Annotated in this window: 19 protein-coding genes; 10 read left to right on the plus strand and 9 right to left on the minus strand. The window is 59.8% G+C overall.

Annotation, left to right across the window (positions count from 1 at the left end; genetic code table 11):
* The first annotated feature begins 83 nt into the window (after window positions 1–83).
* From VE934_RS12840 to VE934_RS12870, 7 genes are all read left to right on the plus strand, one after another.
* On the plus strand, window positions 84–1,283 hold the full coding sequence (locus VE934_RS12840; protein WP_324888076.1) for an ABC transporter substrate-binding protein: 1,200 nt from the start codon (window positions 84–86) through the stop codon (window positions 1,281–1,283).
* 166 nt (window positions 1,284–1,449) lie between these two features.
* Window positions 1,450–2,076: a LysE family translocator gene (locus VE934_RS12845; RefSeq protein ID WP_324888078.1), complete on the plus strand. Its 627-nt coding sequence runs from the start codon at window positions 1,450–1,452 to the stop codon at window positions 2,074–2,076.
* Window positions 2,077–2,213: 137 nt separating this feature from the next.
* Entirely contained in the window at window positions 2,214–3,077 is an 864-nt protein-coding gene (locus VE934_RS12850; RefSeq protein WP_324888080.1) for a branched-chain amino acid ABC transporter permease, read from the plus strand.
* A complete protein-coding gene (locus tag VE934_RS12855; RefSeq protein WP_324888082.1) occupies window positions 3,074–4,096 on the plus strand; it encodes a branched-chain amino acid ABC transporter permease in 1,023 nt (340 codons plus the stop codon). Before VE934_RS12850 ends, VE934_RS12855 begins: the two co-directional genes overlap by 4 nt.
* Entirely contained in the window at window positions 4,089–4,835 is a 747-nt protein-coding gene (locus VE934_RS12860) for an ABC transporter ATP-binding protein (protein ID WP_324888083.1), read from the plus strand. Before VE934_RS12855 ends, VE934_RS12860 begins: the two co-directional genes overlap by 8 nt.
* Before the next feature lie 163 nt (window positions 4,836–4,998).
* Window positions 4,999–5,712, plus strand: a complete 714-nt coding sequence (locus VE934_RS12865) for an ABC transporter ATP-binding protein (RefSeq protein WP_324888085.1) — start codon at window positions 4,999–5,001, stop codon at window positions 5,710–5,712.
* A 197-nt stretch (window positions 5,713–5,909) separates the two neighbouring features.
* Window positions 5,910–9,584, plus strand: a complete 3,675-nt coding sequence (locus VE934_RS12870; RefSeq protein WP_324888087.1) for a PAS domain S-box protein — start codon at window positions 5,910–5,912, stop codon at window positions 9,582–9,584.
* Between the two features lies 1 nt (window position 9,585).
* Here the strand turns inward: VE934_RS12870 and VE934_RS12875 are convergent, their stop codons facing one another.
* Window positions 9,586–10,407 carry an IclR family transcriptional regulator domain-containing protein gene (locus VE934_RS12875; protein WP_324888089.1) on the minus strand — a complete coding sequence of 274 codons (822 nt, stop codon included), beginning with the start codon at window positions 10,405–10,407 and terminating at the stop codon, window positions 9,586–9,588.
* Window positions 10,408–10,528: 121 nt separating this feature from the next.
* Here VE934_RS12875 and pobA point away from each other — a divergent pair, with 121 nt between their 5' ends.
* On the plus strand, window positions 10,529–11,701 hold the full coding sequence (pobA, locus tag VE934_RS12880; RefSeq protein WP_324888091.1) for a 4-hydroxybenzoate 3-monooxygenase: 1,173 nt from the start codon (window positions 10,529–10,531) through the stop codon (window positions 11,699–11,701).
* 76 nt (window positions 11,702–11,777) lie between these two features.
* Here pobA and VE934_RS12885 read toward each other — a convergent pair whose 3' ends face one another.
* Window positions 11,778–12,017 (minus strand): helix-turn-helix transcriptional regulator, encoded by a 240-nt coding sequence (locus tag VE934_RS12885; protein WP_324888093.1) that lies wholly within the window; start codon window positions 12,015–12,017, stop codon window positions 11,778–11,780.
* Window positions 12,018–12,293: 276 nt separating this feature from the next.
* The gene (locus tag VE934_RS12890) at window positions 12,294–12,863 is read right to left on the minus strand and encodes a DUF2975 domain-containing protein (RefSeq protein ID WP_324888095.1); all 570 of its coding nucleotides are present in this window, start codon (window positions 12,861–12,863) and stop codon (window positions 12,294–12,296) included.
* 181 nt (window positions 12,864–13,044) lie between these two features.
* On the opposite strand from VE934_RS12890, the gene VE934_RS12895 reads away from it, so the two are divergent.
* Entirely contained in the window at window positions 13,045–13,989 is a 945-nt protein-coding gene (locus VE934_RS12895; protein ID WP_324888097.1) for a CoA transferase, read from the plus strand.
* A 96-nt stretch (window positions 13,990–14,085) separates the two neighbouring features.
* Here the strand turns inward: VE934_RS12895 and VE934_RS12900 are convergent, their stop codons facing one another.
* Together VE934_RS12900 and VE934_RS12905 are read right to left on the minus strand one after the other, a co-directional pair.
* Window positions 14,086–16,308 (minus strand): ATP-binding protein, encoded by a 2,223-nt coding sequence (locus VE934_RS12900; RefSeq protein ID WP_324888099.1) that lies wholly within the window; start codon window positions 16,306–16,308, stop codon window positions 14,086–14,088.
* Between the two features lie 190 nt (window positions 16,309–16,498).
* Window positions 16,499–17,083 (minus strand): helix-turn-helix domain-containing protein, encoded by a 585-nt coding sequence (locus VE934_RS12905; RefSeq protein ID WP_324888101.1) that lies wholly within the window; start codon window positions 17,081–17,083, stop codon window positions 16,499–16,501.
* A 67-nt stretch (window positions 17,084–17,150) separates the two neighbouring features.
* Between VE934_RS12905 and VE934_RS12910 the strand changes: the two genes are divergently transcribed.
* Window positions 17,151–17,579 (plus strand): VOC family protein, encoded by a 429-nt coding sequence (locus VE934_RS12910; protein ID WP_324888103.1) that lies wholly within the window; start codon window positions 17,151–17,153, stop codon window positions 17,577–17,579.
* 167 nt (window positions 17,580–17,746) lie between these two features.
* Here VE934_RS12910 and VE934_RS12915 read toward each other — a convergent pair whose 3' ends face one another.
* The 4 genes from VE934_RS12915 to VE934_RS12930 all read right to left on the minus strand — a co-directional run bounded on the left by VE934_RS12915 (window position 17,747) and on the right by VE934_RS12930 (window position 21,443).
* The gene (locus VE934_RS12915) at window positions 17,747–20,125 is read right to left on the minus strand and encodes a YgiQ family radical SAM protein (protein ID WP_324888105.1); all 2,379 of its coding nucleotides are present in this window, start codon (window positions 20,123–20,125) and stop codon (window positions 17,747–17,749) included.
* A gap of 139 nt (window positions 20,126–20,264) precedes the next feature.
* Entirely contained in the window at window positions 20,265–20,558 is a 294-nt protein-coding gene (locus VE934_RS12920; protein WP_324888107.1) for a hypothetical protein, read from the minus strand.
* Window positions 20,559–20,614: 56 nt separating this feature from the next.
* Entirely contained in the window at window positions 20,615–20,812 is a 198-nt protein-coding gene (locus tag VE934_RS12925; RefSeq protein WP_324888108.1) for a hypothetical protein, read from the minus strand.
* Between the two features lie 175 nt (window positions 20,813–20,987).
* On the minus strand, window positions 20,988–21,443 hold the full coding sequence (locus VE934_RS12930; protein WP_324888110.1) for a CHRD domain-containing protein: 456 nt from the start codon (window positions 21,441–21,443) through the stop codon (window positions 20,988–20,990).
* Window positions 21,444–21,766 lie beyond the last annotated feature (323 nt).

The following is a 21,766-nucleotide window of genomic DNA, read 5'->3' on the forward strand; positions in this document are numbered from 1 at the left end:
GGGTTTTTCACTAGGGAGTTTTAATCAGGCACAGCTACCATTTCCCTGTTCTACCGCCTCCATACCGTCAACCAGGAGTTTTCATGACCACACGTTCCCCATCACGCCGCCTGATCCTCAGCCAGAGTGCTGCAGTTATTGGCGCAGCATCCACCGGCCTGCTGCTCCCGCAAATAGTGCGGGCCCAGTCCAACAAGGTGCGTGTCGGCTTCATGCTGCCCTATACCGGCACCTTTGCGCAGCTGGGCGTGGCTATTGAAAACGGCTTCCGCATGGCGCTTGACCAGCAAGGCGGCAAGCTGGGTGGCCGTGAGGTTGAATTTTTCAAGGTCGATGATGAGTCGGATCCTTCAAAAGGCATTGAAAACGCCAGCAAGCTGGTGCAGCGTGACAAGGTCGACGTGCTGGTTGGAACCGTGCACTCTGGCGTGCAGATGGGTATCCAGAAAGTCGCGCGCGACTCCGGCGTGCTCAGCCTCATTCCAAACGCTGGTGTGCACGCTGCCACGCGCAGCCTGTGCGCGCCCAATGTGTTTCGCACTTCCTTCAGCAACTCGCAGCCTACCCGCGCACTTGGGCAGGCCATGGTGGCCAAAGGGCACAAAAAAGCCGTGTGGATCACCTGGAAGTACGCCGCTGGCGACGAAGCCTTTGAAGGCTTCAAGGAGAGCTACACCGCAGCTGGCGGCACCATCGTCAAAGAGCTGGGCCTGCCATTTCCACAGGTGGAGTTTCAGGCGCTGCTGACCGAAATCGCCGCGCTCAAGCCCGACGCTGTCGCCTGCTTCTTTGCTGGTGGCGGCGCCGCCAAGTTCATCCGCGACTACGCTGCAGCCGGCCTGAAGGGCAAGATTCCGCTGTACGGCTCCGGCTTTCTCACCGAAGGCGTATTGGACGCAGCGGGCCCGGCCGCTGACGGCATCATCACGACCATGCACTACAGCGACTCGCTGGACACGCCACGCAACAAGGCCTTCCGCACCGCGTATGCCAGCCGCTTCAAAATGCAGCCCGACGTGTATGCCGTGCAGGGCTACGACACCGGCCTTCTGCTTGTGCAGGGTGCCAACGCTGTCAAGGGCGACCTCAACAGCAAACCGGCACTCTACAAAGCCATGGAAGGCGCGGTCATTGACAGCCCACGCGGCAAGTGGACCATGAGCAAGTCGCACAACCCGGTTCAGGACATCTACCTGCGCGTGGTTGAAAACAAAGAGAACAAGGTGCTGGGTGTTGCTGCCAAAGCTTTGGCAGACTCGGGCGCCGGCTGCAAATTGAGTTAAGCCCCCACGATTGCTCACTGCGTGTAGCGCCCTGCCCACCCAAGGGGGGCCGCTGCGCCTGCGGACTGGCGGAGCCAGATCCGCGGCCCCTGCTTGAATTAAGAGATACACGGGAGCGCGCCGCGCGTGGCTCCCGACCCTTCACAGGGATGCTATCTTTACCACCATGACTCTCACCACCTACCTCCTTTACCTGGCAGCCGTCGCGCTGCTGATCTTCACGCCGGGGCCGACCATGCTGATGTGCATGACGACGTCCCTGAACCATGGCCCGCGCAAGGCGCTGAGCTCTGCGTTCGGAAGCATCAGTGCAGTGCTGTGCGTGATGCTGCTGTCGGCGCTGGGGCTTGGTGCGCTGCTGGCGGCTTCGGAAGCCGCCTTCACAGTCGCCAAGGTGCTGGGTGCGGCCTATTTGATTTATGTGGGTGTGAAAACTTTTCGCAGTGATGGGGCCCTGCTCCACGGTGACAAAGGTTTGTCCGACACGCCGCGCAGCTCATTCTTTCTGCGCGGCTTTCTGGTAGGCGCAAGCAATCCCAAGGCGATTCTTTTCTTTGCCGCGTTTTTTCCGCAGTTTCTTGATCCCGCCGCCCCTTTTGCGCCGCAGTTCGCCATCCTCGCGCTGACGTTTATTGCCTTTGAATTTTCCGTGCTGAGTGCCTGCGCGCTGGGTGTCTCGCGTCTTGCCCCGCTGCTGCGCTCCAGCCACGCGGTTCGCCGGTTCAATCAGGTTTCCGGAGGACTTTTTACGCTCATGGGCGGCCTGCTGCTATTCACGCGCCGGCAAACATGAGCCCCCACGGTCGCTCACTGCGTGTAGCTCTCTGCCCCCCGAGGGGGCCGCTTCGCCTGCGGCCCGGCAGAGCCGGTTCCGCGGCCCCTGCTGACAGATACCGCCCTCAGCCCTCCCCCTTTCTGGCTTGAAACACGATGGATCTCGCCAACTTTCTCATTCAGCTGCTCAACAGCGTCCAGTATGGGCTGCTGCTGTTCATGCTGGCCGCCGGCCTGACCCTGATTTTCGGCATCATGGGTGTGGTTAACCTTGCCCACGGCAGCTTTTACATGCTGGGCGCCTATCTGGCCTGGTCACTCAGCGCGTACTTCGGCAGTCTGACGATGGCCATTCTTGCTGGCGCGGTGTTGTCGGCGATTTTCGGGTTGATGCTGGAGTGGTTGCTCTTTCGCCACTTCTATCACCGTGATCACCTGGACCAGGTGCTGCTGACCTTTGGCCTGATTTACATTTTTGAAGAGTTGCGTTCCATCATCTGGGGCGACGATGTCCATGGCGTTCCGATTCCGGAGTTGCTGGGTGCATCGGTCGTCCTCACAGACAACCTTTCTTACCCCGTGTACCGGCTCTTCATGTCTGGCGTGTGTCTGGCGCTCGCGCTGGCCCTGTATTTGCTGATTTCGAAAACCCGGCTGGGCATGAAGATTCGCGCGGGCGCATTCAACCGCGAAATGGCCGAGTCGCTGGGCATCAACATCAAGCTGATTCACGCCACGGTGTTTGCATTGGGTGTGACGCTTGCCGCAGTGGCGGGGATGATTGCCGCGCCCATTGCCAGCGTGTACCCCAACATGGGATCGCAAGTGCTCATCATGTGTTTTGTTGTGGTGGTGATCGGCGGTATTGGCTCGGTCCGAGGCGCCATGATCGCAGCCTTGCTTGTCGGCCTTGTCGACACCTTCGGCAAGGTGCTGTTGCCGCAGGTGGCGGGCATGCTGGTTTATATGTTGATGGCGGCGGTTCTTTTGTGGAAGCCTGAAGGGTTATTTAAACAATGAGCGCGGCAAAGGCCAATCTCGAAATCCTGCCGCGTGGCGTACAGGTGGCGCTGGCACTGGGCCTGATCGCCCTCCTCGCCTTTCCCTTTGTCGGTACCGATTTTTATGCCCAGATGGTCACGCGCATGATGATCATGGCCATCTTCGCGATGAGCCTGGATTTGCTACAGGGCGTGACCGGACTCGTATCGCTGGGCCACGCGGCCTACTTTGGTCTTGCAGGCTACGCGCTGGCTTTCCTCACGCCGCAAGGTGAGGCGGTCAGCCTGTGGTGGACGTTGCCACTGGCTGTGCTGGGCTCCGGCTTGGCAGCCCTGGTCATCGGATTTTTTGTGGTTCGCACCCACGGCATTTACTTCATCATGGTCACCATGGCCTTTGCGCAGATGGTGTTCTACCTCTTTTTCGACAACAAGCTGCTAGGTGGCTCGGACGGCTTGTATGTGAATTTCAAACCGGAGATTGCGCTGTTTGGCTGGACGCCTTTTTCGTGGTGGACGCTGGACAACAAACTCACGCTGTACTACGTGACGCTGCTTGCGCTGATCGGCGTGTATGCCTTTCTCCGCCGTTTGCTCTGGAGTCCGTTCGGGCGTGCGCTGGCTGGCATTCGGGTCAATGAGCACCGCATGCGCGCCATGGGTTTTTCCACCTTTGGCTACAAGTTGTCCGCCTTCACGCTGGCTGGGGCGCTCGCAGGTCTGGCGGGTTACCTGTGGGGCGTCCAGACAGGCTACGTCAACCCGGAGCTGATGGGTTTTCACATGAGTGCTCACGTCATCATGATGGTGATTTTGGGCGGCATGGGCAACTTCGCCGGTGCCATCGTTGGGGCCTTCGGGTTTGAATACCTGCTGCATGTCTTCAAGGACTTGCCGCAAGTTGGCAGCGTTAATTTGGGTAAACACTGGCAGCTGTGGATGGGCTTGTTCATCGTGCTTCTGGTCACCTTTGCGCCGCGCGGCATCCTGAGCCTTGCGGAGCGACTGGGTAAACGCAGGGAGTCGGGCGATGCCTGAAGTCCTGCTCAGCGCCCGCGGCCTGACCAAGCGCTTCGGCGGGCTCGCTGCCGTCAACGACGTATCGGTCGACCTATGGCGCAACCACATCCATGCGGTCATTGGTCCCAACGGCGCCGGTAAATCAACATTGACCAATCTTCTGTCTGGCGACCTGCCGCCCACCTCCGGCACGATTCAGCTCGGCACGCAGGACGTCACAGGATGGACGCCCGAAAAAATTTCCCGCCAGGGTTTGGGCCGCAGTTACCAGAAGACTAATATCTTTTTGCCCTTCACCGTTTGGGACAACGTGCGCCTGGCGGCGCAATCGCGCACCCCGCATCCGTTGCGCTGGCTCAGCAATGCTACTGATTTTATAGCTATCAACGCCCGTACGGAAAGGGCAATCGAACTATCTGGCCTTAAAGATCGCGTCAAGAGCATCGCCGGCAACACCAGCCACGGCGAACAGCGTCAACTGGAAATCGCCATGACCCTGGCAACCGAGCCGCAGGTGCTGCTGCTTGACGAGCCACTGGCCGGCATGGGCATGGCGGAGGCCGAGCGCATGGTGGCGCTGCTGCAAAGACTCAAGGCGGACCATGGCATCTTGCTGGTTGAGCACGATATGGATGCCGTGTTCACGCTGGCCGATCAGCTGACCGTGATGGTGGATGGTCGGGTGATTGCCAGCGGCGCGCCAGCAGATGTTCGCGCCGACGCGAACGTGCAGGCCGCTTACCTTGGGGAGCACTGATGCCCCCACGCTTTTCACTTCGTGTAATGCGCTGCCCCCCAAGGGGGCGCTGCGCCTGCGGCCTGGCAAAGCCAGTTCCGCGGCCCCTGCTGGTAAAGACGCGGGGTCAGTCTCCTCCCGTTCGTCCTGAGCCTGTCGAAGGATGCCCTACTGCGGATATCTCATGAGCGACTTGTTGATCGATGCCAAAGGCATCCAAACCTATTACGGCGCCAGTCACATCCTGCGGGGTATTGATTTTTCAGTGGCCCGCGGCGAAACCATGGGCCTGATGGGGCGCAACGGCATGGGCAAAAGTACCCTGCTCAAAAGCCTCATGGGGCTGGTCAAGCCGCGCTCGGGCAGCATCGACATCATGGGCAAACCCATGCTGGGCCGAGCGCCCTATGAAATTTCTCAACTGGGCATTGCCTATGTGCCCGAAGGGCGCGGCATCTTCGGCAATCTCAGTGTGGTGGAAAACCTCAAGATGGCCGCCCGCGCAGGCACCCGGGGGCAGCGCGACTGGACCTACGAACGCGTGCTGGAAACTTTTCCGCGCCTGAAGGAACGGCTGGGCCATGGCGGCCAGCAGCTCAGCGGCGGTGAACAGCAAATGCTGACGATTGGCCGCGCACTCATGACCAATCCCGATGTGCTGATTCTGGATGAGGCCACGGAAGGCCTGGCGCCATTGATTGCGCGAGACATCTGGCGCATCTGCAAGCTGGTGCGCGAAACCGGCATCAGCAGCGTCATTGTCGACAAAAACTGGAAGCATGTGACGCAGATCACAGACAGAAACGTCATTCTGGTCAAAGGCGAAGTGGTGTTTCAAGGCAGTTCCGCCGATCTGCACGCGCGGCCCGAGTTGCTGACCCAATACCTCGGGGTCTGATTCGCCAGTTAGTGGTCGACAAGGCCCGTCCTGCATGGCATCATCTTTCTCAGTTGATTAACATCGGCCCGCCGCCCAAGCGGGCCAATTGAAAGGTCGGATTCATGCGGTGGCCTTGGCAGACAGACACACCGTCCCGACCCTCACCCGCTCTGACAGAATCCGGCGCCCAGCCCTTCGGCCGAAGGGTCTTCCCGATGGCCGCGACGCTGATCCTCCTCTCAGGCTGCGGCGTGGCTGCGGCTCTCTGGTACCTCCGGGCTGAGGCCATCGAGTCCGGCGAGACCCTCAACGAAGCGCTGGCTCATGTCATCGAAGAGCAAACCAGCCGGTCCCTTCAGGCCGCAGACCAGCGGCTTCAGCTTGCTTCTCGCGGCCTTAAAACCCTTGAAGCTGAGCAGCGTCTGTCTGAGGACTCGGTTCGCAGCATGTTGCGTGAGCAACTCAAAGACCTCGCTTTTGTGCGGGCCATGTGGGTTGTCGGTCCGGATGGACGCATTTTGTTCGACTCCGACGTTGGCAATATTGGCATTTCCCTTGCAGACAGGGAGTATTTCAGCATCTATCGGGAAAAACCAAATACGGAGTTTTACATCAGCGCTCCCATCCTTAGCCGGTCCAAGGGTACCTGGCTGATCAGCGCCTCCCGGCCCTTGCGATCAGCCTCGGGCAAGGTGGTCGGCGTCATGGTCGCCGCTATTGAGCCCCCCTATTTCGACCAGTTGTGGCGCAAACTGGATATTGGCGCCAACGGCGCGGTCGCGCTGTTTCGTCGGGATGGCGTGCTCATGATGCGCAGCCCGACTGACGAAAAATCCATCGGCAAAACGTTTCTCGATCTGCCCGTCTTTGCAAGCGGCCTCCCTAAAAGTCCGCAGGGAAGCTACCGGACCATCAGTGCTTTTGACGGCCAGGAACGCCTCGTTTCCTACCGCACCCTTTCAACCTACCCCGACCTGATCGTGAACGTGGGGCGTTCGCACCAGGCAGTGATTGCGTCCTGGACCCGGTTTGCAACCCTTGCTTTTTCAATCTGGCTGGGCGCCTCTGTTCTGTTGGGCCTGCTTCTTACCGTGCTGCGGCGCCAGTCGCGCCAGCACGAGCAGAATGAGCTGCGCTTTCACCGCCTGGCGCAGGCCATGCCGCAGATTGTTTTCATGACCGATGCCAATGGAATATTGACTTATGTGAACAACCAGTGGACTACGGTGACGGGCCAACCGCCCGCGGCCGCTTTGGCAGGTGGCTGGATGCAACGCGTTCACCCCGACGATGTTGAGGAGGCTCTGCAAGCGGGCCGCTTGTCAATGGACACCGGAACCACGGTTCCCAACGAGCACAGGCTGATGTATGCGGACGGCAGCTACCGCTGGCAGCTAGCCAGGGCGACACCCAATTTCGACAGCGCGGGGCGGATCGTGTCCTGGTACGGCACCTCCACCGACATTGACGATCTCAAGCAAGCTGATGCCGCCCTGAAGGCGCAAGCCGGACTCATGAAGGTAGCCGGAAAGATCTCGCGACTGGGCGGGTGGGCGATGGATGTGGACTCGGGGCGTTTTGTCTGGTCGGACGAAGCCCGCCTCCTTCTGGGGCTCAATGACGATGGCTCCACGCATCTGGAGTCGGCGATCGAGGTCTGCGCACCCGAGTGGCGCGAGGTGGCAACCCGTGTTGCGCAGGACTGCGTGAGCTACGGCACGCCGTTTGATCTGGAACTGGAGATGATCACACCGGGCGGGCGCAAGGTCTGGGTGCGCTCCATGGGCCAGGCAACGCGCGACAGCAATGGCAACATCACCGGCATGCAGGGTGCGCTTCAGGACATCACCGAGCGCAAACTGGCAGCGCAGGCATTGGTCGAAAGCGAGCAGCGCCATGCCGCCCTATTTGACGCCGCGCCTGTCCCCATGTGGGTGATGGATAAATCAACGCTCAACCACATCGCAGTCAACGAGGCAGCTGTGCGCAACTACGGCTACTCGCTCGATGAGCTCAAGACCATGACGCCGTCTGACTTGCGCCCCCCCACTGAGCAGGCCCGTATCCACCAACTCATGGCCGAAGGGCTGCCCTACAACACGCCCGAACTGTGGCTCCACCGACGCAAGGATGGAACCGAGTTTCCCGTCGAACTGATTCGACAGGAGATCCGGTACGCCGGTCGGGACGCGATCTTTGCTGTGGCATTTGATGTCTCCGAGCGCGTGAAGGCCGAGCAAGACGTTCAGGCTTACCTCAAGACCCTGCAGCGCGCAGCGGATGCAGCCCAGCTCATCACCCAGCAGCGAAGCGTTGAGACAGTGACGCAGGTTGTGGCGGACGAGGTGCGCAACATCATCGGTGCCCATCAGGCCATCGTCAGTCTGAGCCTCAACGCTGACTGGGCTCAGGCCATTAACGGTATTTCCTTGTCTGAAAAATATGCAGCCTACCGGGAATGGATGGAAAAAACTGACGGCAGCGGCATCTATTCCATCGTGTGTGAAAGCAACCAACCCATCCGCCTGACGCAGGCTGAGCGGGAAGCCCATCCGCGCTGGCGTGGCTTTGGAAAGTACGCCGACAAGCACCCTGCGATGCGCGGCTGGCTGGCTGTGCCATTGATAGGACGCGACGGCGCAAACATGGGTTTGCTGCAACTGTCAGACAAGGAAGAAGGCGACTTCAGTAAGCAGGATGAATATGTGGCGGCAGAGCTGGCTCAACTTGCGTCCATTGCCATTGACAACGTCAAACTGCTTGAGCAGATCAAGGACCTCAACAGCGGCCTCGAAGAAAAAATTGCGACTCGCACGAGCGAACTTTCGCGCCAGGAGGCCCTGCTGCGGACCCTGGCCGAGCAAGCGCCGGAACCCATCTGGACCATCAACCCCAAAGGCTCGGTCACCTTTATCAGCAAAGCCTGGTACGACCTGGCCGGAGGCTCACCGCCCGACTGGTATGGCTTTAAGTGGATAAAACTCGTCCACCCCGATGACATGGAATCCGTCACCCAGACCTGGATGGAAGCAGAGAAAACCGGCAAACCGTACAGCGGGCTGCGGCGCCTCAAAGCCATCGATGGCAGTTATCACACCATGTCCTATCGCGCGTCACCGGTGTTTGATGAGGAAGGCAAGATCATTTTCTGGGTGGGTATCGACGTCGACATCACCGAGATCAAGGCCATCGAAACTGCGCTGCGCCTGTCCAATGCCGAGCTCGAGGCATTTTCCTATTCGGTCTCCCACGATCTGCGCTCGCCCCTCAACACCGTCGACGGTTTCAGCCGCCTGCTGGCCAAAGAGCTTGGCAGCACTGAGCGCGGCAAGGTGCAGCACTACCTGACGCGCATCCAGAATGGCGTCAGCCAGATGGGCAATCTCATTGAAGGCTTGCTGACGCTGGCGCATGTTGCGCGCCAGGAACTCCGCCATGAGGTGGTAGACCTCAGCGCCATAGCCAACGAGATCATGGAGCGCCTTCAGGCCAGCGACCGCAACCGCCAGGCAATGATCAACATAGAGGCCAACCTCGTGGTGCACGGCGATAGCCGGCTCATCAGGTCAGTGCTGGAAAACCTGCTGGGTAACGCCTGGAAATTCAGCGCGCGCAAGACAAATGCCGAAATATCTTTTGGCCGCTCAGCGCAAGCCGGTGCCTTCTTTGTGCGCGACAACGGCGCCGGTTTCGACATGGCCTATGCAGACAAGTTGTTCGGCACTTTTCAGCGCCTGCACGGGGTGACTGAATACGCCGGAACAGGCATCGGCCTGGCCACGGCGGCGCGGGTGATTCAGCGGCACGGCGGTCGTATCTGGGCTGACGCTGCACCCGACAAGGGCGCCACCTTTTTCTTTACCCTGCCCGGATCGGCCAACCAGGTCTAACTCACAGCAAGGGCCGCAGCTCCCGTGCTGCGTCAAGCAGCAAAGGAAGAATGTCCCTCTGCATGGTCTGCACCGGCAGACGCTGCGGTGAGGCCACGATGTTGAGCGCCGCGACGGTTTTGCCCTGCATGTTGCGCAAGGGCACGGCCATCGCATGAACGCCCAGCTCATGCTCTTCACTGGCAACGCAGCAGTCATCTGCGCGGGCCTGATCGACCATCGCCCGGAATTGTTTGAGGTCAGTCGTGGTCCGCGTTGTCAGGCGCGCCAGCGCCCTGCCCCTGAGCCACTGAGTCAACTCGGTTTTTGTTTTCCCCGCCAGCAAAATGCGGCCAGTGGACGTGGCGTGGGCGGGCAACCGTGCACCCAGGTGCAAACCATAAGCCAACACGCGGCCTGCGCTGTCTGCCCCGCTTTTCCACTCGTAGCCGCTGCGCCCCACAATCACCACCTCGTCACCGTCCAGTACCGCTGCGGAATAGGACTCCTGCGTCTGTGCTGCAAGGCGGTTCAAGGTCGGTTGGATCGCACGCGGCAGGCGGGCTGAAGCCAGGTAGCTCCCCGAAAACCGCAACACCTTTGCAGCGAGCCAGAAGTAACCTCCATCGGTCTCCAGATAACCAAGGTGTGCCAGGGTCAGCAAGTGGCGCCGGGCAGCCGCCCGGGTGATACCTGCCCGCTCAGCCGCGAGCGTGGCATTGAGTCGCTGGCGCTGAAAATCAAAACTTTCCAGCACCGCCATGCCCTTGGCCATGCCTTCAATCAGGTCGGCCTTGGCGATGGGAAAGGCGCCGGCCACAGGCGGCTTTTTTGGGGCGATCATTGCGCGATCATCGCACAATCGCCCCACACATCGTGCAAGGCCGGATCAACGCGACGTTCAGGGCACAACGGGCGCCCTACGCTTGGAGGATGCACTTCAATCAACCCTTCAAAAGTCCATCATGCGCGTACAGGTAGCCATTGTGGGCGGTGGGCCGGCCGGCCACTTGCTGGGGCAGCAGCTCTACAAAGCAGGTATTGACGCGGTGGTTCTCGAGCAGCGTAGCCAGGCATATGTCCTAGGCCGTATTCGCGCGGGTGTGCTGGAGCAAGGCACGATTGAGCTGTTGAACCAGGTGGGCGCCGGTGCGCGCATGCACCGCGAAGGTTTGGTGCATGGCGGCATTGAGCTTGGGTTTAACGGCAGACATCACCGGATCGACCTGCACAAGCTCACCGGTGGCAAGCGGGTGATGATTTATGGCCAGACAGAGCTCACCAAAGACCTGATGGACGCGCGTGCTGGAGCCGGGCTCACCACGGTGTACGAGGCGCAGGACGTGACTCTGCATGACTTTGATTCAGATCAACCTTCCGTGCGCTACACCAAAGACGGTATTACCCATGAAGTCGCTTGTGATTTCATCGCCGGCTGCGACGGCTATCACGGTGTCAGCCGCGCGAGTGTTCCCGCGGACTCCCTGCAGACCTTTGAGCGCATTTACCCTTTCGGATGGCTGGGCGTGCTGTCAGAAACGCCGCCTGTGTCCGATGAGCTTATTTATGCGAATCATGAGCGGGGTTTTGCCCTCTGCAGCATGCGCAGCCACACGCGTAGCCGCTACTACATTCAGTGCGCACTGGAAGACAAGGCGGACCAGTGGAGCGACGACGCATTTTGGGACGAGCTGCGAAGGCGCCTCGCCCCTGAAGTTGCTGAGGCGATGGTGACCGGCCCGTCCATTGAAAAAAGCATTGCCCCCCTGCGCAGTTTTGTAGCCGAACCGATGCGCTTTGGCCGCCTCTTTCTGGCCGGGGATGCAGCCCACATCGTGCCACCCACAGGCGCCAAAGGCTTGAACCTTGCGGCCAGCGACGTACGCTACCTCGCGCAGGCTTTCGCGGAGTTTTACGCCGGCAGTGAAGCCGGTATCAACAACTATTCAGACACCTGCCTGCGGCGTGTCTGGAAAGCAGTGCGCTTCTCCTGGTGGTTCACCTCGCTGATGCACAAGTTTCCGGATGACACGGGCTTTGGGCCGAGAGTGCAAGCGGCCGAGCTGGACTATTTAATCCGCTCTGAGGCAGCGGCAACGTCGCTGGCTGAAAACTACGTGGGCCTGCCTTTTGAATAACCGCTCTTGTGATTGCGGGTTGCTGACACCTACGTCTCTCGCGCCCGACAGTAGTTCATGTGGCATGGATCCCGGATCAAGTCCGGGATGACGCTGTTTTTTTGCTCGCGTCATCAAGCTCGCACACAAGCAGGTCACCCGGCTGACAGTCAAGGAATGTGCAAATCCTGAGCAAGGTATCAAAGCGCACGCCCTTGACCTTGCCCTGCTTGAGCAATGACAAATTGGCTTCCGTGATGCCGACATACGCGGCAAGGTCTTTGGACTTTGCCTTGCGATGTGCCAGCATCACATCGAGTTTGACAACGATGGACACGGGACTTAGGGCCTGTTCGCACTATTTATGCAAGTGCGAATGTGGTTAAAACAGCGCCAATCTAGGCGCGCGACGACGCTCAGCCTGGTGGGCTGAGCTAGGAGTGCAACAACGAGTGGCGTTGTTTTCACCACATTCCCTCCGGGTTGCGGCCAAAAAGGCCATGCGCAGCGTTGCAAAGCCTTGCCGGGCTCCAGCCCGGCTGCATTTTGCGCCTCACGCATGACCTTTTTGACTCGCAACGCATCTTGCATAAATAGTGAGAACAGGCCCTGGTCAGACAAACTGCGCGTTCTCTTCGGCCAGTGCCACGGCTTTGGCCATGACTGCTGCAATCTGCCACACCATGCCCGCAAACAGCAAGGTCAGCAGCTCGTTGCTGCCAAGGCCAAACGCCAGCGCTTTCTGGCCAGCAGGCGCACCAGCCGTGAGCACCACGCTGATCAACATCGAGGCGAAAAAACCGGCCACTACAGACGCAAAAATGCCGGCTGCAAAGCCGCGCAGATAACGCACGGTGCGCAGGCTGAAATACTCACCCTGTGAGAAGCCCGAAAAGCAGCGCATGGCACACACCAGTCCATAAGAGGCGCACAGCACAGGGGTCATGCCAAGCGCAACCGCCAGGCTGCGCTGCAAAAAGCTCACGTCGAGTGCTTGCGCCTGCACCGCAGACAGATTGACACCGGCACGCAGCAACAGGCCCACGGTGGGCGTGGTCATCAGGTGGTAGCAAACGGCCACAGGCAGGGCCACCGCCAGCAACGCGCAGGCCCAGGCAAAGGCGCTGTTGAGCCGCTGAACCTCAGGGGTAGAGAGGGTCGCGGAGGAGAGCGTGTTTTTCATGAAGATCCCTTCCAAAACCCGAGTATCGCGCAATACTTTCTATAAAACAATAATTAATTTCTATAAAACATTGATTTTTAGCCTCACCTCTGAATAGACTCCTGCAGTTCTTCCCAGCCTTTTGAGGTTAAATTGCTTGCAGTTACCCGCTCGCCACCAGCCGCACAACCACTTCATCCTCATGCCCGCAACTTCACCTGCCAAACGCGCCACGCCCCCGCAAGCCCTCAAGGGGGTACGGATTCTCAGTTTGGCGCTCAACCTGCCAGGCCCCGCCGCCCTGATGCGTTGCCGGGCCATGGGGGCACGATGCACCAAGCTTGAACCTCCTGCACCCGCCAACGCTCCTCAAGGCGCCTCTGGCGATCCCATGGGCACTTACAACCCCTCGGCCTATGCGGCGCTTCACGCAGGAGTCAAGGTCGGCGTGGCAGATCTGAAAACCGCCAAAGGCCAGCAGACCTTGCATCGCGCGCTGGCCAAAACCGATGTGTTGCTCACTTCTTTTCGCCCCTCTGCTCTCGTCAAGCTCGGGCTGAGCTGGAAAGCGCTGCACACGCGCTACCCGGCGCTGTGCCACGTCGCCATCGTCGGCGCGCCTGGAAGCCGGGCAGAGGAGCCCGGCCATGACCTGACCTATCTTGCTGAAAACGATCTTGTGACCGGCCTGGAATTGCCGCCCACACTTTATGCGGACATGGGCGGTTCGTTGATGGCGGTAGAAGCCATCCTGCAGGCCGTGATGCTGCAGCGCGAGCGTTATGCAGGTACGGGCGAGCCACATCCCGCGGGGGTGTTTCTTGAAGTGGCTTTGTCCGAGTCAGCGAATTACCTCGGTCTGCCGCGCGCCTGGGGCCTGACCACACCGGGTGCAGCCGTCGGCGGCGGTCATGCCGGTTACCGCGTTTATCCCTGCAAGGATGGCCGAGTGGCGGTCGCCGCGCTCGAGCCGCACTTTGCGGCCAGCCTGTGTGGTGCAGCGGGTGTTGAAGTCACCAGCATAAAGGCCATGTTTGCACCGGCAACCCATCAGGCCATTGCTGCTTTCCTGAAGACACAAAGCCATGAGCAGCTTGACAAACTGGCGGCAGAAAAAGACATTCCGCTGCACACGCTATCACATTGATAGCTATGTATCAGCGTCAATAAAGGGCAAACGGCCGTTTTCGCTTACAAAACAAGCTCCATGCCGCCATGGGCACCACGCTTGCCCCACGTTCATCTAACCCGGCGGGCTGTCTGTTTGTGGCTTTAGCACCGCCTCGATCGCCCTGGCCAGGTCGTCTGGATCAACGGGTTTGACCAGGTGCGTATTAAAACCGGCGAGCGATGCGATTTCCTTGTCCCGAACCTGCCCATAACCGGTCAAAGCGATCAAGGGGATCTGCCGGCTTTCAGGGTTGTCGCGCAGGCGCCTGGCTACCTCGTAGCCGTCCATGTCAGGCAGGCCGATATCAAGGATCACGGCGTCTGGTTTGACGGCAAGCACCATGCTCAATGCGCCAGCTCCGTCTTGGGCTGAAAACACCTCGTAGCCGAACATTTCCAGCAACTGACCCATCGTGGTCCTTGCGTCCGGGTTGTCTTCCACATAGACCAGCTTGCGGCGCTGTGGCGCGGCGATGTTCGCTGCGGTCTCCGTGACACCTGGCGCCGAAATGGACGGCACCCAAAAGGAGAACAGGCTTCCGCGGTCAGCGCCCGCGCTGGACGCCTCCACCTCTCCTCCATGGAGTTCAACCAGCTGCCGGACCAAAGCCAATCCAATGCCGAGCCCGCTTTGCGCCCGATTGACTGGAGGCGGACCTTGTACGAAGGGCTCAAAGACGCGTGAAAGCAGTTCTGGTGTCATGCCTGCGCCCCGGTCCCTGACGGTAACGACGGCGCGCCCTGCTTCCTCGCAAACAGTCACTTCAATCTCGCCGCCAAAGGGCGAAAACTTGAGCGCGTTGGTCATCAGGTTGTTCAGAATCTGCTCCATCCTCGACACATCACCATCAACCCAGACGGGACTGGCATGCACAAGGATGACATATCCCTCAGCGCGTTCTGTGGTGCGTAATGCGTCAACGCAGTCATTCAGACAGTCCGCCAGGTTGAACGGTTGACGGTCCAGCTCGATCTTGCCCGCCATCAGGCGGCTCACATCCAGCAGGTCGTTGACGATGCGGCCGAGGTGGCGGTTTTGCCGGGTGATGATTTCCAGATAACGCTCGGCACCGTCCTTGCCCAATCCTCCCCGCTCCAGCAATGCCGAGGCGCCGGAGATAGCTGCCAGGGGATTGCGCAACTCATGGCCGAGCATGGCCAGAAACTGGTCTTTGGCCATGTTTTGCGCTTGCGCCGCTTCCCGGGCCAGGGTTTCGTTCTCCAGCAGGCGTTGTCGCTCAGCCTCCGCTGCCTGCCGGGATTGCCTTTCAACATCGAGCAGCGCGCCGGTGTTCACCAGCGCGCGGTTGAGGTCGTTCACCTCCGCAATGCCCGTCTGCACGGCCAGGGGACGCTCGCCCCGACCCAACGCCCCTGCCGCGCTGCCCGCGCCTTCTATGGCCTTTATCAAGTGGCGACCAAAAGCAGCGGCGATGATCAGTGCCACGCCCACCGCCAACAAAATTCCGGTTACAGCCACCTGGACCGCACGCTGCGCCGCCAACTCAATGGATTTGACGGGTGCAGCCACGGCAATGGTCCACCCGGTCAGCGAGGAATGTGCAAAGGCGTCGTAAGAATCCACGCCTTCGACAGTGAAGTGCCTGATCAAACCCTGATCAGCCGCCGCAGCTGCGGCCACCAATTCTGGCTTGGCAGACCTCCCCAAAAATTCGTCGCTCCCGTGGCTTCGCGAAATAAATTTACCGTTGCGGTCGATCACGGCAACGATCCAGTCCGAGGGCATGGACGCTTGGAGGGCCGTTTTTTTCCAGTGCTCAACCGAGAATGCCTGGGCCACCACATAGCTCTTGCCGCCCGCAGCAGCCGCCGGGACATAAACGCTGGTGACGAGTTTTCCCGTTGCCGGACCGACAACCAGATCGGTCACCACCGGTTTTTGGGTAGCGACCACCTGCGCGACTTTGCCACCCGAGAGAGGCGCTGGCGGCGGCGTACCGAGCGGCCTGACCGTGTTCAGAATCTGCGTGCCTGTTTCGTCCAGCAGCAGTGTCCAGACGTCGGGCATCTGGTTGAGCGCTGCAGCCTGGTTATAAAAGGCCTTGAAGTCGCGATTTTCGAGACTGGGGGAATTGCCCAGGGCCTTCAAGGCCCACATGGAACCCTGAACCTCACGGTCAACGATCAACGCCGTGGCACGAACGGTTTCTTTGAGGCCACGCAAGGCGGCCTGCTTTTCCCCTTCCATGATTTTGTCCAGCGCGATACCAGCGGCCAGAATGACCGGCACCATCACAGCCGTCGCCATCAGAAGAATTTGAGTCCGTATGCGCATACAAAGATTCTCACACGGAACTTTGGCAGCCACCCTCCGGATGGCACCCTGCGTGCGCCCGCCGCTGCAAAGAAATGGCACGTCCAGTTGTGAACCACTATCGCTATGTTATTGATAGCAATCTGCGCCCGTGTTATTTGGGCCAACTGCCGATTTGATGTGAACAAATGCGCACAACGGGCCGGTGCCGCTATCCCAGCGTTTTTTTGAGCAACCACAGCAAGGTCGCGCGGATTTCGTCGGCGTCGCCGCCCGCATCCATCTCCAGCGCCGCCCTGTCAAAAGCCGCTGAGAGCAGGTTTGACAAAGCGTTGATGAACCCATCTTCCGCTCCGGGCATGGCAGCGCGCAGCCCTTGCCTGAGGGTCTTAGCCGCGTTCTCTTCGTCTATGGCCATGATCTCCGCTGTGCCCAGCACAGCAGGCCCATCGATCAATAACAAGCGCGTGCGTCCTGGAACGCTCATGGCCTTGAGGTAGGCATCGCTTCCGGCGATCAGGGCTTCACGCGGCTTGAGCCGCGCAGGCGTCGCCGCCACGATGTCCGCCGTGATGGCGTGGACTTCCCGCACCACCACTTGGCGGAACAGATCACGCTTGTCTGTGAAGTGGTGGTACAGCGCGCCGCGCGTGGTTGCGGTGGACGCGCAGATGTCCGGCGTGGAGGTGTCCGCGTAACCCTTGCTGATGAACAGCGCACGCGCCGCGTCCATCAATGCCTGGCGGGTGGTCTCCGTACGTTCGCGGTTGGATCGACGTGTTGTTTCTTCTTGCATACATACAGACTGTAGGTTAATATTTCATTTACATGCAATGTGTATGTTAATTGAAAGGAATGAAATCATGAAAATCTCCAGCTACTACCCCGTCTTGATGGCTCGCGATGTTGCCGCAACGGCAGCTTTCTACCAGGATCACTTTGGCTTTGCACCGCTGTTCACGAGTGACTGGTATGTGCACCTGCAGTCCACCACCCATCGCTGGGTCAACCTGGCCATTGTGGAAGGCCAGCACCCGACGATCCCCGAGGCGGGCCGCGGTTACGCCAACGGACTGGTGCTTAATTTCGAAGTGGAGGATCCGGACGCCGAGTACGCTCGTCTGCAGGCTGCAGGGCTTCCGATGATGTTATCCCTGCGGGACGAGGCTTTCGGCCAGCGCCACTTCATCGTCGCCGACCCGAACGGGGTGCTGATCGACGTCATCAAGCCGATCCCGCCGACCGGTGAGTATGTTGCCCAGTACGCGGCCAACGGGCTGCCTACATCCTGAGTCCGCCGGAGTGAAAGCGCTGCCGCTATTGATTTAGTAGCTGTCAGCGCCCGTGTAGCCTGGGCCAGAGGGTTATTTCTTGCTCAAAACAAGAGCCCAACCCTCCCCTGCGGTCATCCCGGACTCGATCCGGGATCCATGCCGCACAACCCATTGACGCGACCCGTTCAGCGCGCCTTGCGGCCAAATGGTTTGCCACCGGGCTTGCCGGACCCGTTGTCACGCGGCGGCAGTCCGGTGTGTTGCGTGAGGATGCGGCCCTTGACGGGGGCTGCCGGCTTTAACGCGACCGAGGTCGAATTTTTCTTGCGCGCGCTGACGTAGCCACCGTCGGTGAGTGGCTGGAAGGTCGGGATCAGATGGCGTTTGCCATTGCCGATCAGATCGGCGCGGCCCATGGCTTTGAGTGCTTCGCGCAGAAGTGGCCAATTGTTGGCGTCGTGGTAGCGCAGAAAGGCCTTGTGCAAGCGGCGGCGTTTGTCGCCCCGCACGATGTCCACCGTCTCGCTGTCGCGCGTGATTTTGCGCAGCGGGTTCTTGTTGGTGTGGTACATCGTGGTGGCCGTGGCCATGGGCGATGGGTAAAAAGTCTGCACCTGGTCAGCGCGAAAACCGTTTTTCTTCAGCCAGATCGCCAGGTTCATCATGTCTTCGTCGCTGGTACCGGGATGTGCCGCAATGAAGTACGGAATCAAAAACTGCTTCTTGCCAGCCTCCAGGCTGTACTTCTCAAACATCTGCTTGAACTTGTCGTAGCTTCCGATGCCGGGTTTCATCATCTTGGTCAGCGGCCCCTGCTCGGTGTGCTCGGGCGCGATCTTCAGGTAACCACCAACGTGGTGCGTGACCAGCTCTTTCACGTACTCAGGGCTTTGCACGGCCAGGTCGTAACGCAGGCCGGAGCTGATCAAAATTTTCTTTACGCCCTTCAGCGCTCGCGCACGCCGGTACATCTTGATCAGCGGGTTGTGATCGGTGTTGAGGTTCTGGCAGATGCCCGGGTACACACAGCTTGGCTTGCGGCAGGCTGATTCAATTTCCAGCGACTTGCAACCGATGCGGTACATATTGGCCGTTGGGCCGCCGAGGTCGGAGATCGCGCCTGTGAATCCCTTGACGGTGTCGCGAATGGCTTCGATCTCGCGGATCACGGAGTCTTCGGAGCGACTCTGGATGATGCGACCTTCGTGCTCGGTGATGGAGCAAAAGGTGCAGCCACCGAAGCAGCCGCGCATGATGTTGACGCTGAAGCGGATCATCTCCCAGGCGGGGATTTTGGTTGCGCCGTCGTGGCTACCGTGCTCGTCCTGATAGGCCGGATGCGGAGAGCGTGCGTACGGCAAATCAAACACGTAATCCATCTCGGCCGTGGTCAGCGGGATGGGTGGTGGTGTGATCCAGACGTCGCGTGCGGTAGTGCCCTCCCCGTGCGCCTGCACCAAAGCCCTGGCATTGCCGGGGTTGGTTTCCAGGTGCAGCACGCGGTTGGCGTGGGCGTACAGCACGGCGTCGCTTTTAACTTTCTCGTACGAAGGCAGACGGATCACCGAGCGGTCACGCAGCGGCACTTTGATGCGGCCTTGCATGTGAGGCAAAGTGGGATTGGGGACAAAGATCAGTGGCTTGATGGCCGGGTTGGCCTGAGGCATCGCGGTGAGGATAGGCGAACCGGCTGATTCAGCTTTCACCGCAACCTCCGCCGCCTCATCTTCACGCGCGCAACTTGCGCCCTGCTCTTTGGCCTGCTCCGAAATCATCAGATACGGATTGACATGCGCCTCAACCCGACCGGGCGCATCCACACTGGTGGAATCAATTTCGAACCATCCTTGCGCCGTCTCGTCACCGCTGCGGCGAATAAAAGCCGTGCCGCGGATATCGGTCATGCTGGCCACCGGTTCTTTGGCGGCCAGACGGTGCGCGATTTCAACAATGGCACGCTCGGCGTTGCCGTACAGGAGCAGGTCGCACTTGGTGTCGATCACGACGGACCGGCGTACCTTGTCAGACCAGTAGTCGTAGTGGGCAATGCGGCGCAGTGAGCCTTCGATGCCACCGAGAACAATGGGCACATCTTTATAGGCCTCGCGGCAGCGCTGCGAATACACCAGCGCGGCGCGGTCCGGACGTTTGCCGCCAATGTCGCCGGGGGTGTACGCGTCGTCACTGCGGATCTTGCGGTCCGCCGTATAGCGGTTGATCATTGAATCCATGTTGCCGGCGGTCACGCCGAAGAACAGGTTCGGTTTGCCTAGCACCTTGAACGGGTCGGCGCTCTGCCAGTCAGGCTGAGCAATGATGCCGACGCGAAAGCCCTGCGCCTCCAGCATGCGGCCGATCACCGCCATGCCGAAGCTGGGATGGTCCACGTATGCGTCACCGGTCACGATGATGATGTCGCAACTGTCCCAGCCCAGAACATCCATCTCTGCCCGGCTCATGGGCAGAAATTTCGACGTGCCGAAGCGGCTGGCCCAGTACTTTCGGTAGCTGGTCAGCGGTTTTGCGGCGCGCGCGAAAAAGGAGACGTCGATAGGAGCGTTCATGCAGGATCGGGGGTAACCCTGCATTTTAAGGTTTTAAGCCACCCCGTAGAACTTAAATGGGTACCCAAGGCCGAGATCGGGCCACATCCGGGCTTGCCGGGTCAATCCCGCTGCCCGAAGGAACGCACGAAGGTCTCTGCTATTTCCGCAGAATCGCGCGTGCGGCGGCCATTTCGCGGTTGTACACAGCGCGGGCCTCGTTCCGGCAGGATGCACGTTCAGCAGCGGCCATGGTGGCGCATTCAGCCAGGTAAAGTTTGTAGCCGCCATTTGCCTCTTTAATGGCCGTCGTATACAGCTGACGGGGTGTGACATCCGCCACCGCACCGCGAGCCAGGAGGCGCTCCTCCATCGCGACGGGCTGCGCCAGGGCTGCAGACGCCGCAACGGTGAGGAGGGATGAAACCAGTACATGGGTCAGTTTGATTGACATCAGGAATTCCTTGGGTTGCTGAAAAAGTTCTGGACAGCGCGCGAAACAACGCGGATTTACTTGCGGCCCGAGCTATTGGGCATGTGTTGCTGGTGTAGCGCTGGCTTGTCTGGCATGTTTTTCGAATCGATACGCGCCTTGACGCTGGCCGAGCTGTTGGACGCCTTTTCTGCGAGTGCCTGGTGCTCGCCACCCAAAGGCTGCGGATGTTTGGAGGTAGTCTGCTTGTCGGAACTTGCTTTCTCTGGTTTCATGGCTTGTTTCCTTCAGGTTGGGCTGCGGGGCAGCGTGTGGATATCAGCCCTGACCCTAGTCCGGCGCCGGTCCGCCCATCGTCAGTAGCCAGGCCCGCTTTCTGTAGGACACGTGACGGGCATAAAAAAAGCCAGGCGGCTAGCCTGGCTTTTTGTTGAGAAGTTAACGTACCGATTAAGGACGCACAGTCATCTGGCCACGAATTTCCCCAGCGGGGAATTTGGCAGTGTGGATGTTGGCGTACCACTTGCCTGCCAGCAGATCTGCGGCCTGCGCTGGCGTCAGCGTGGCTTGTCCGATCATGGGGCTGCTCATCGGGCTGGCCCAGCCCAAAGCAACACCAGCGTTGGTGCCCACTGCAGCCGGACCGTGAAAGTGGCCTGCGGTCGCCGGGCCACTCAGGTTGTCATATTTCAGCTCCCAACGCAGAACGTTGGTGTCCTTGTTGAATACGGCATCCACCTGGCCCGTAGCAGCACTGGCAACAGGCGGAACTTCATTGGCGGCGCGCAGCTGGGTCGTCAAAGCCACCGGGGGGGATGCTTTTTTCATCATGCCGCAACCCGCGACGACCAAAACCACTGCCGAAGCTGCCAATGCAGCACAAACGATGCGAGGAAAATTTGCCATTTTTCAGTCTCCGGAAAATTAATGAATTTGCATCATAGGACCGAAAACGTCACAGCCAACTAGGCGTTTTCCCAGTCCCCGCCACGCTGCGTATTTGAGCCCAACCCGGTCTTTACCCTGAAACGACAAGGGCTTCTCGCTATCACTTCCGTAGCACTGCCGCACACACTTGGTGCGGGGCCTAAACGTGCCCTACGTTCGTCCTACGCCTTCGTTCGGCCCCTACCCACAGTTCGCGGGTGCCGCAATTCTTAAAGTAATGACCAATCTGGCGCATCGCCCGAACTCCAAAATAGACGACAGGAGCAGGTCATGGCATCACG

This window comes from Polaromonas sp., assembly GCF_035638815.1.
Classification (GTDB): Bacteria; Pseudomonadota; Gammaproteobacteria; order Burkholderiales; family Burkholderiaceae_C; genus Polaromonas.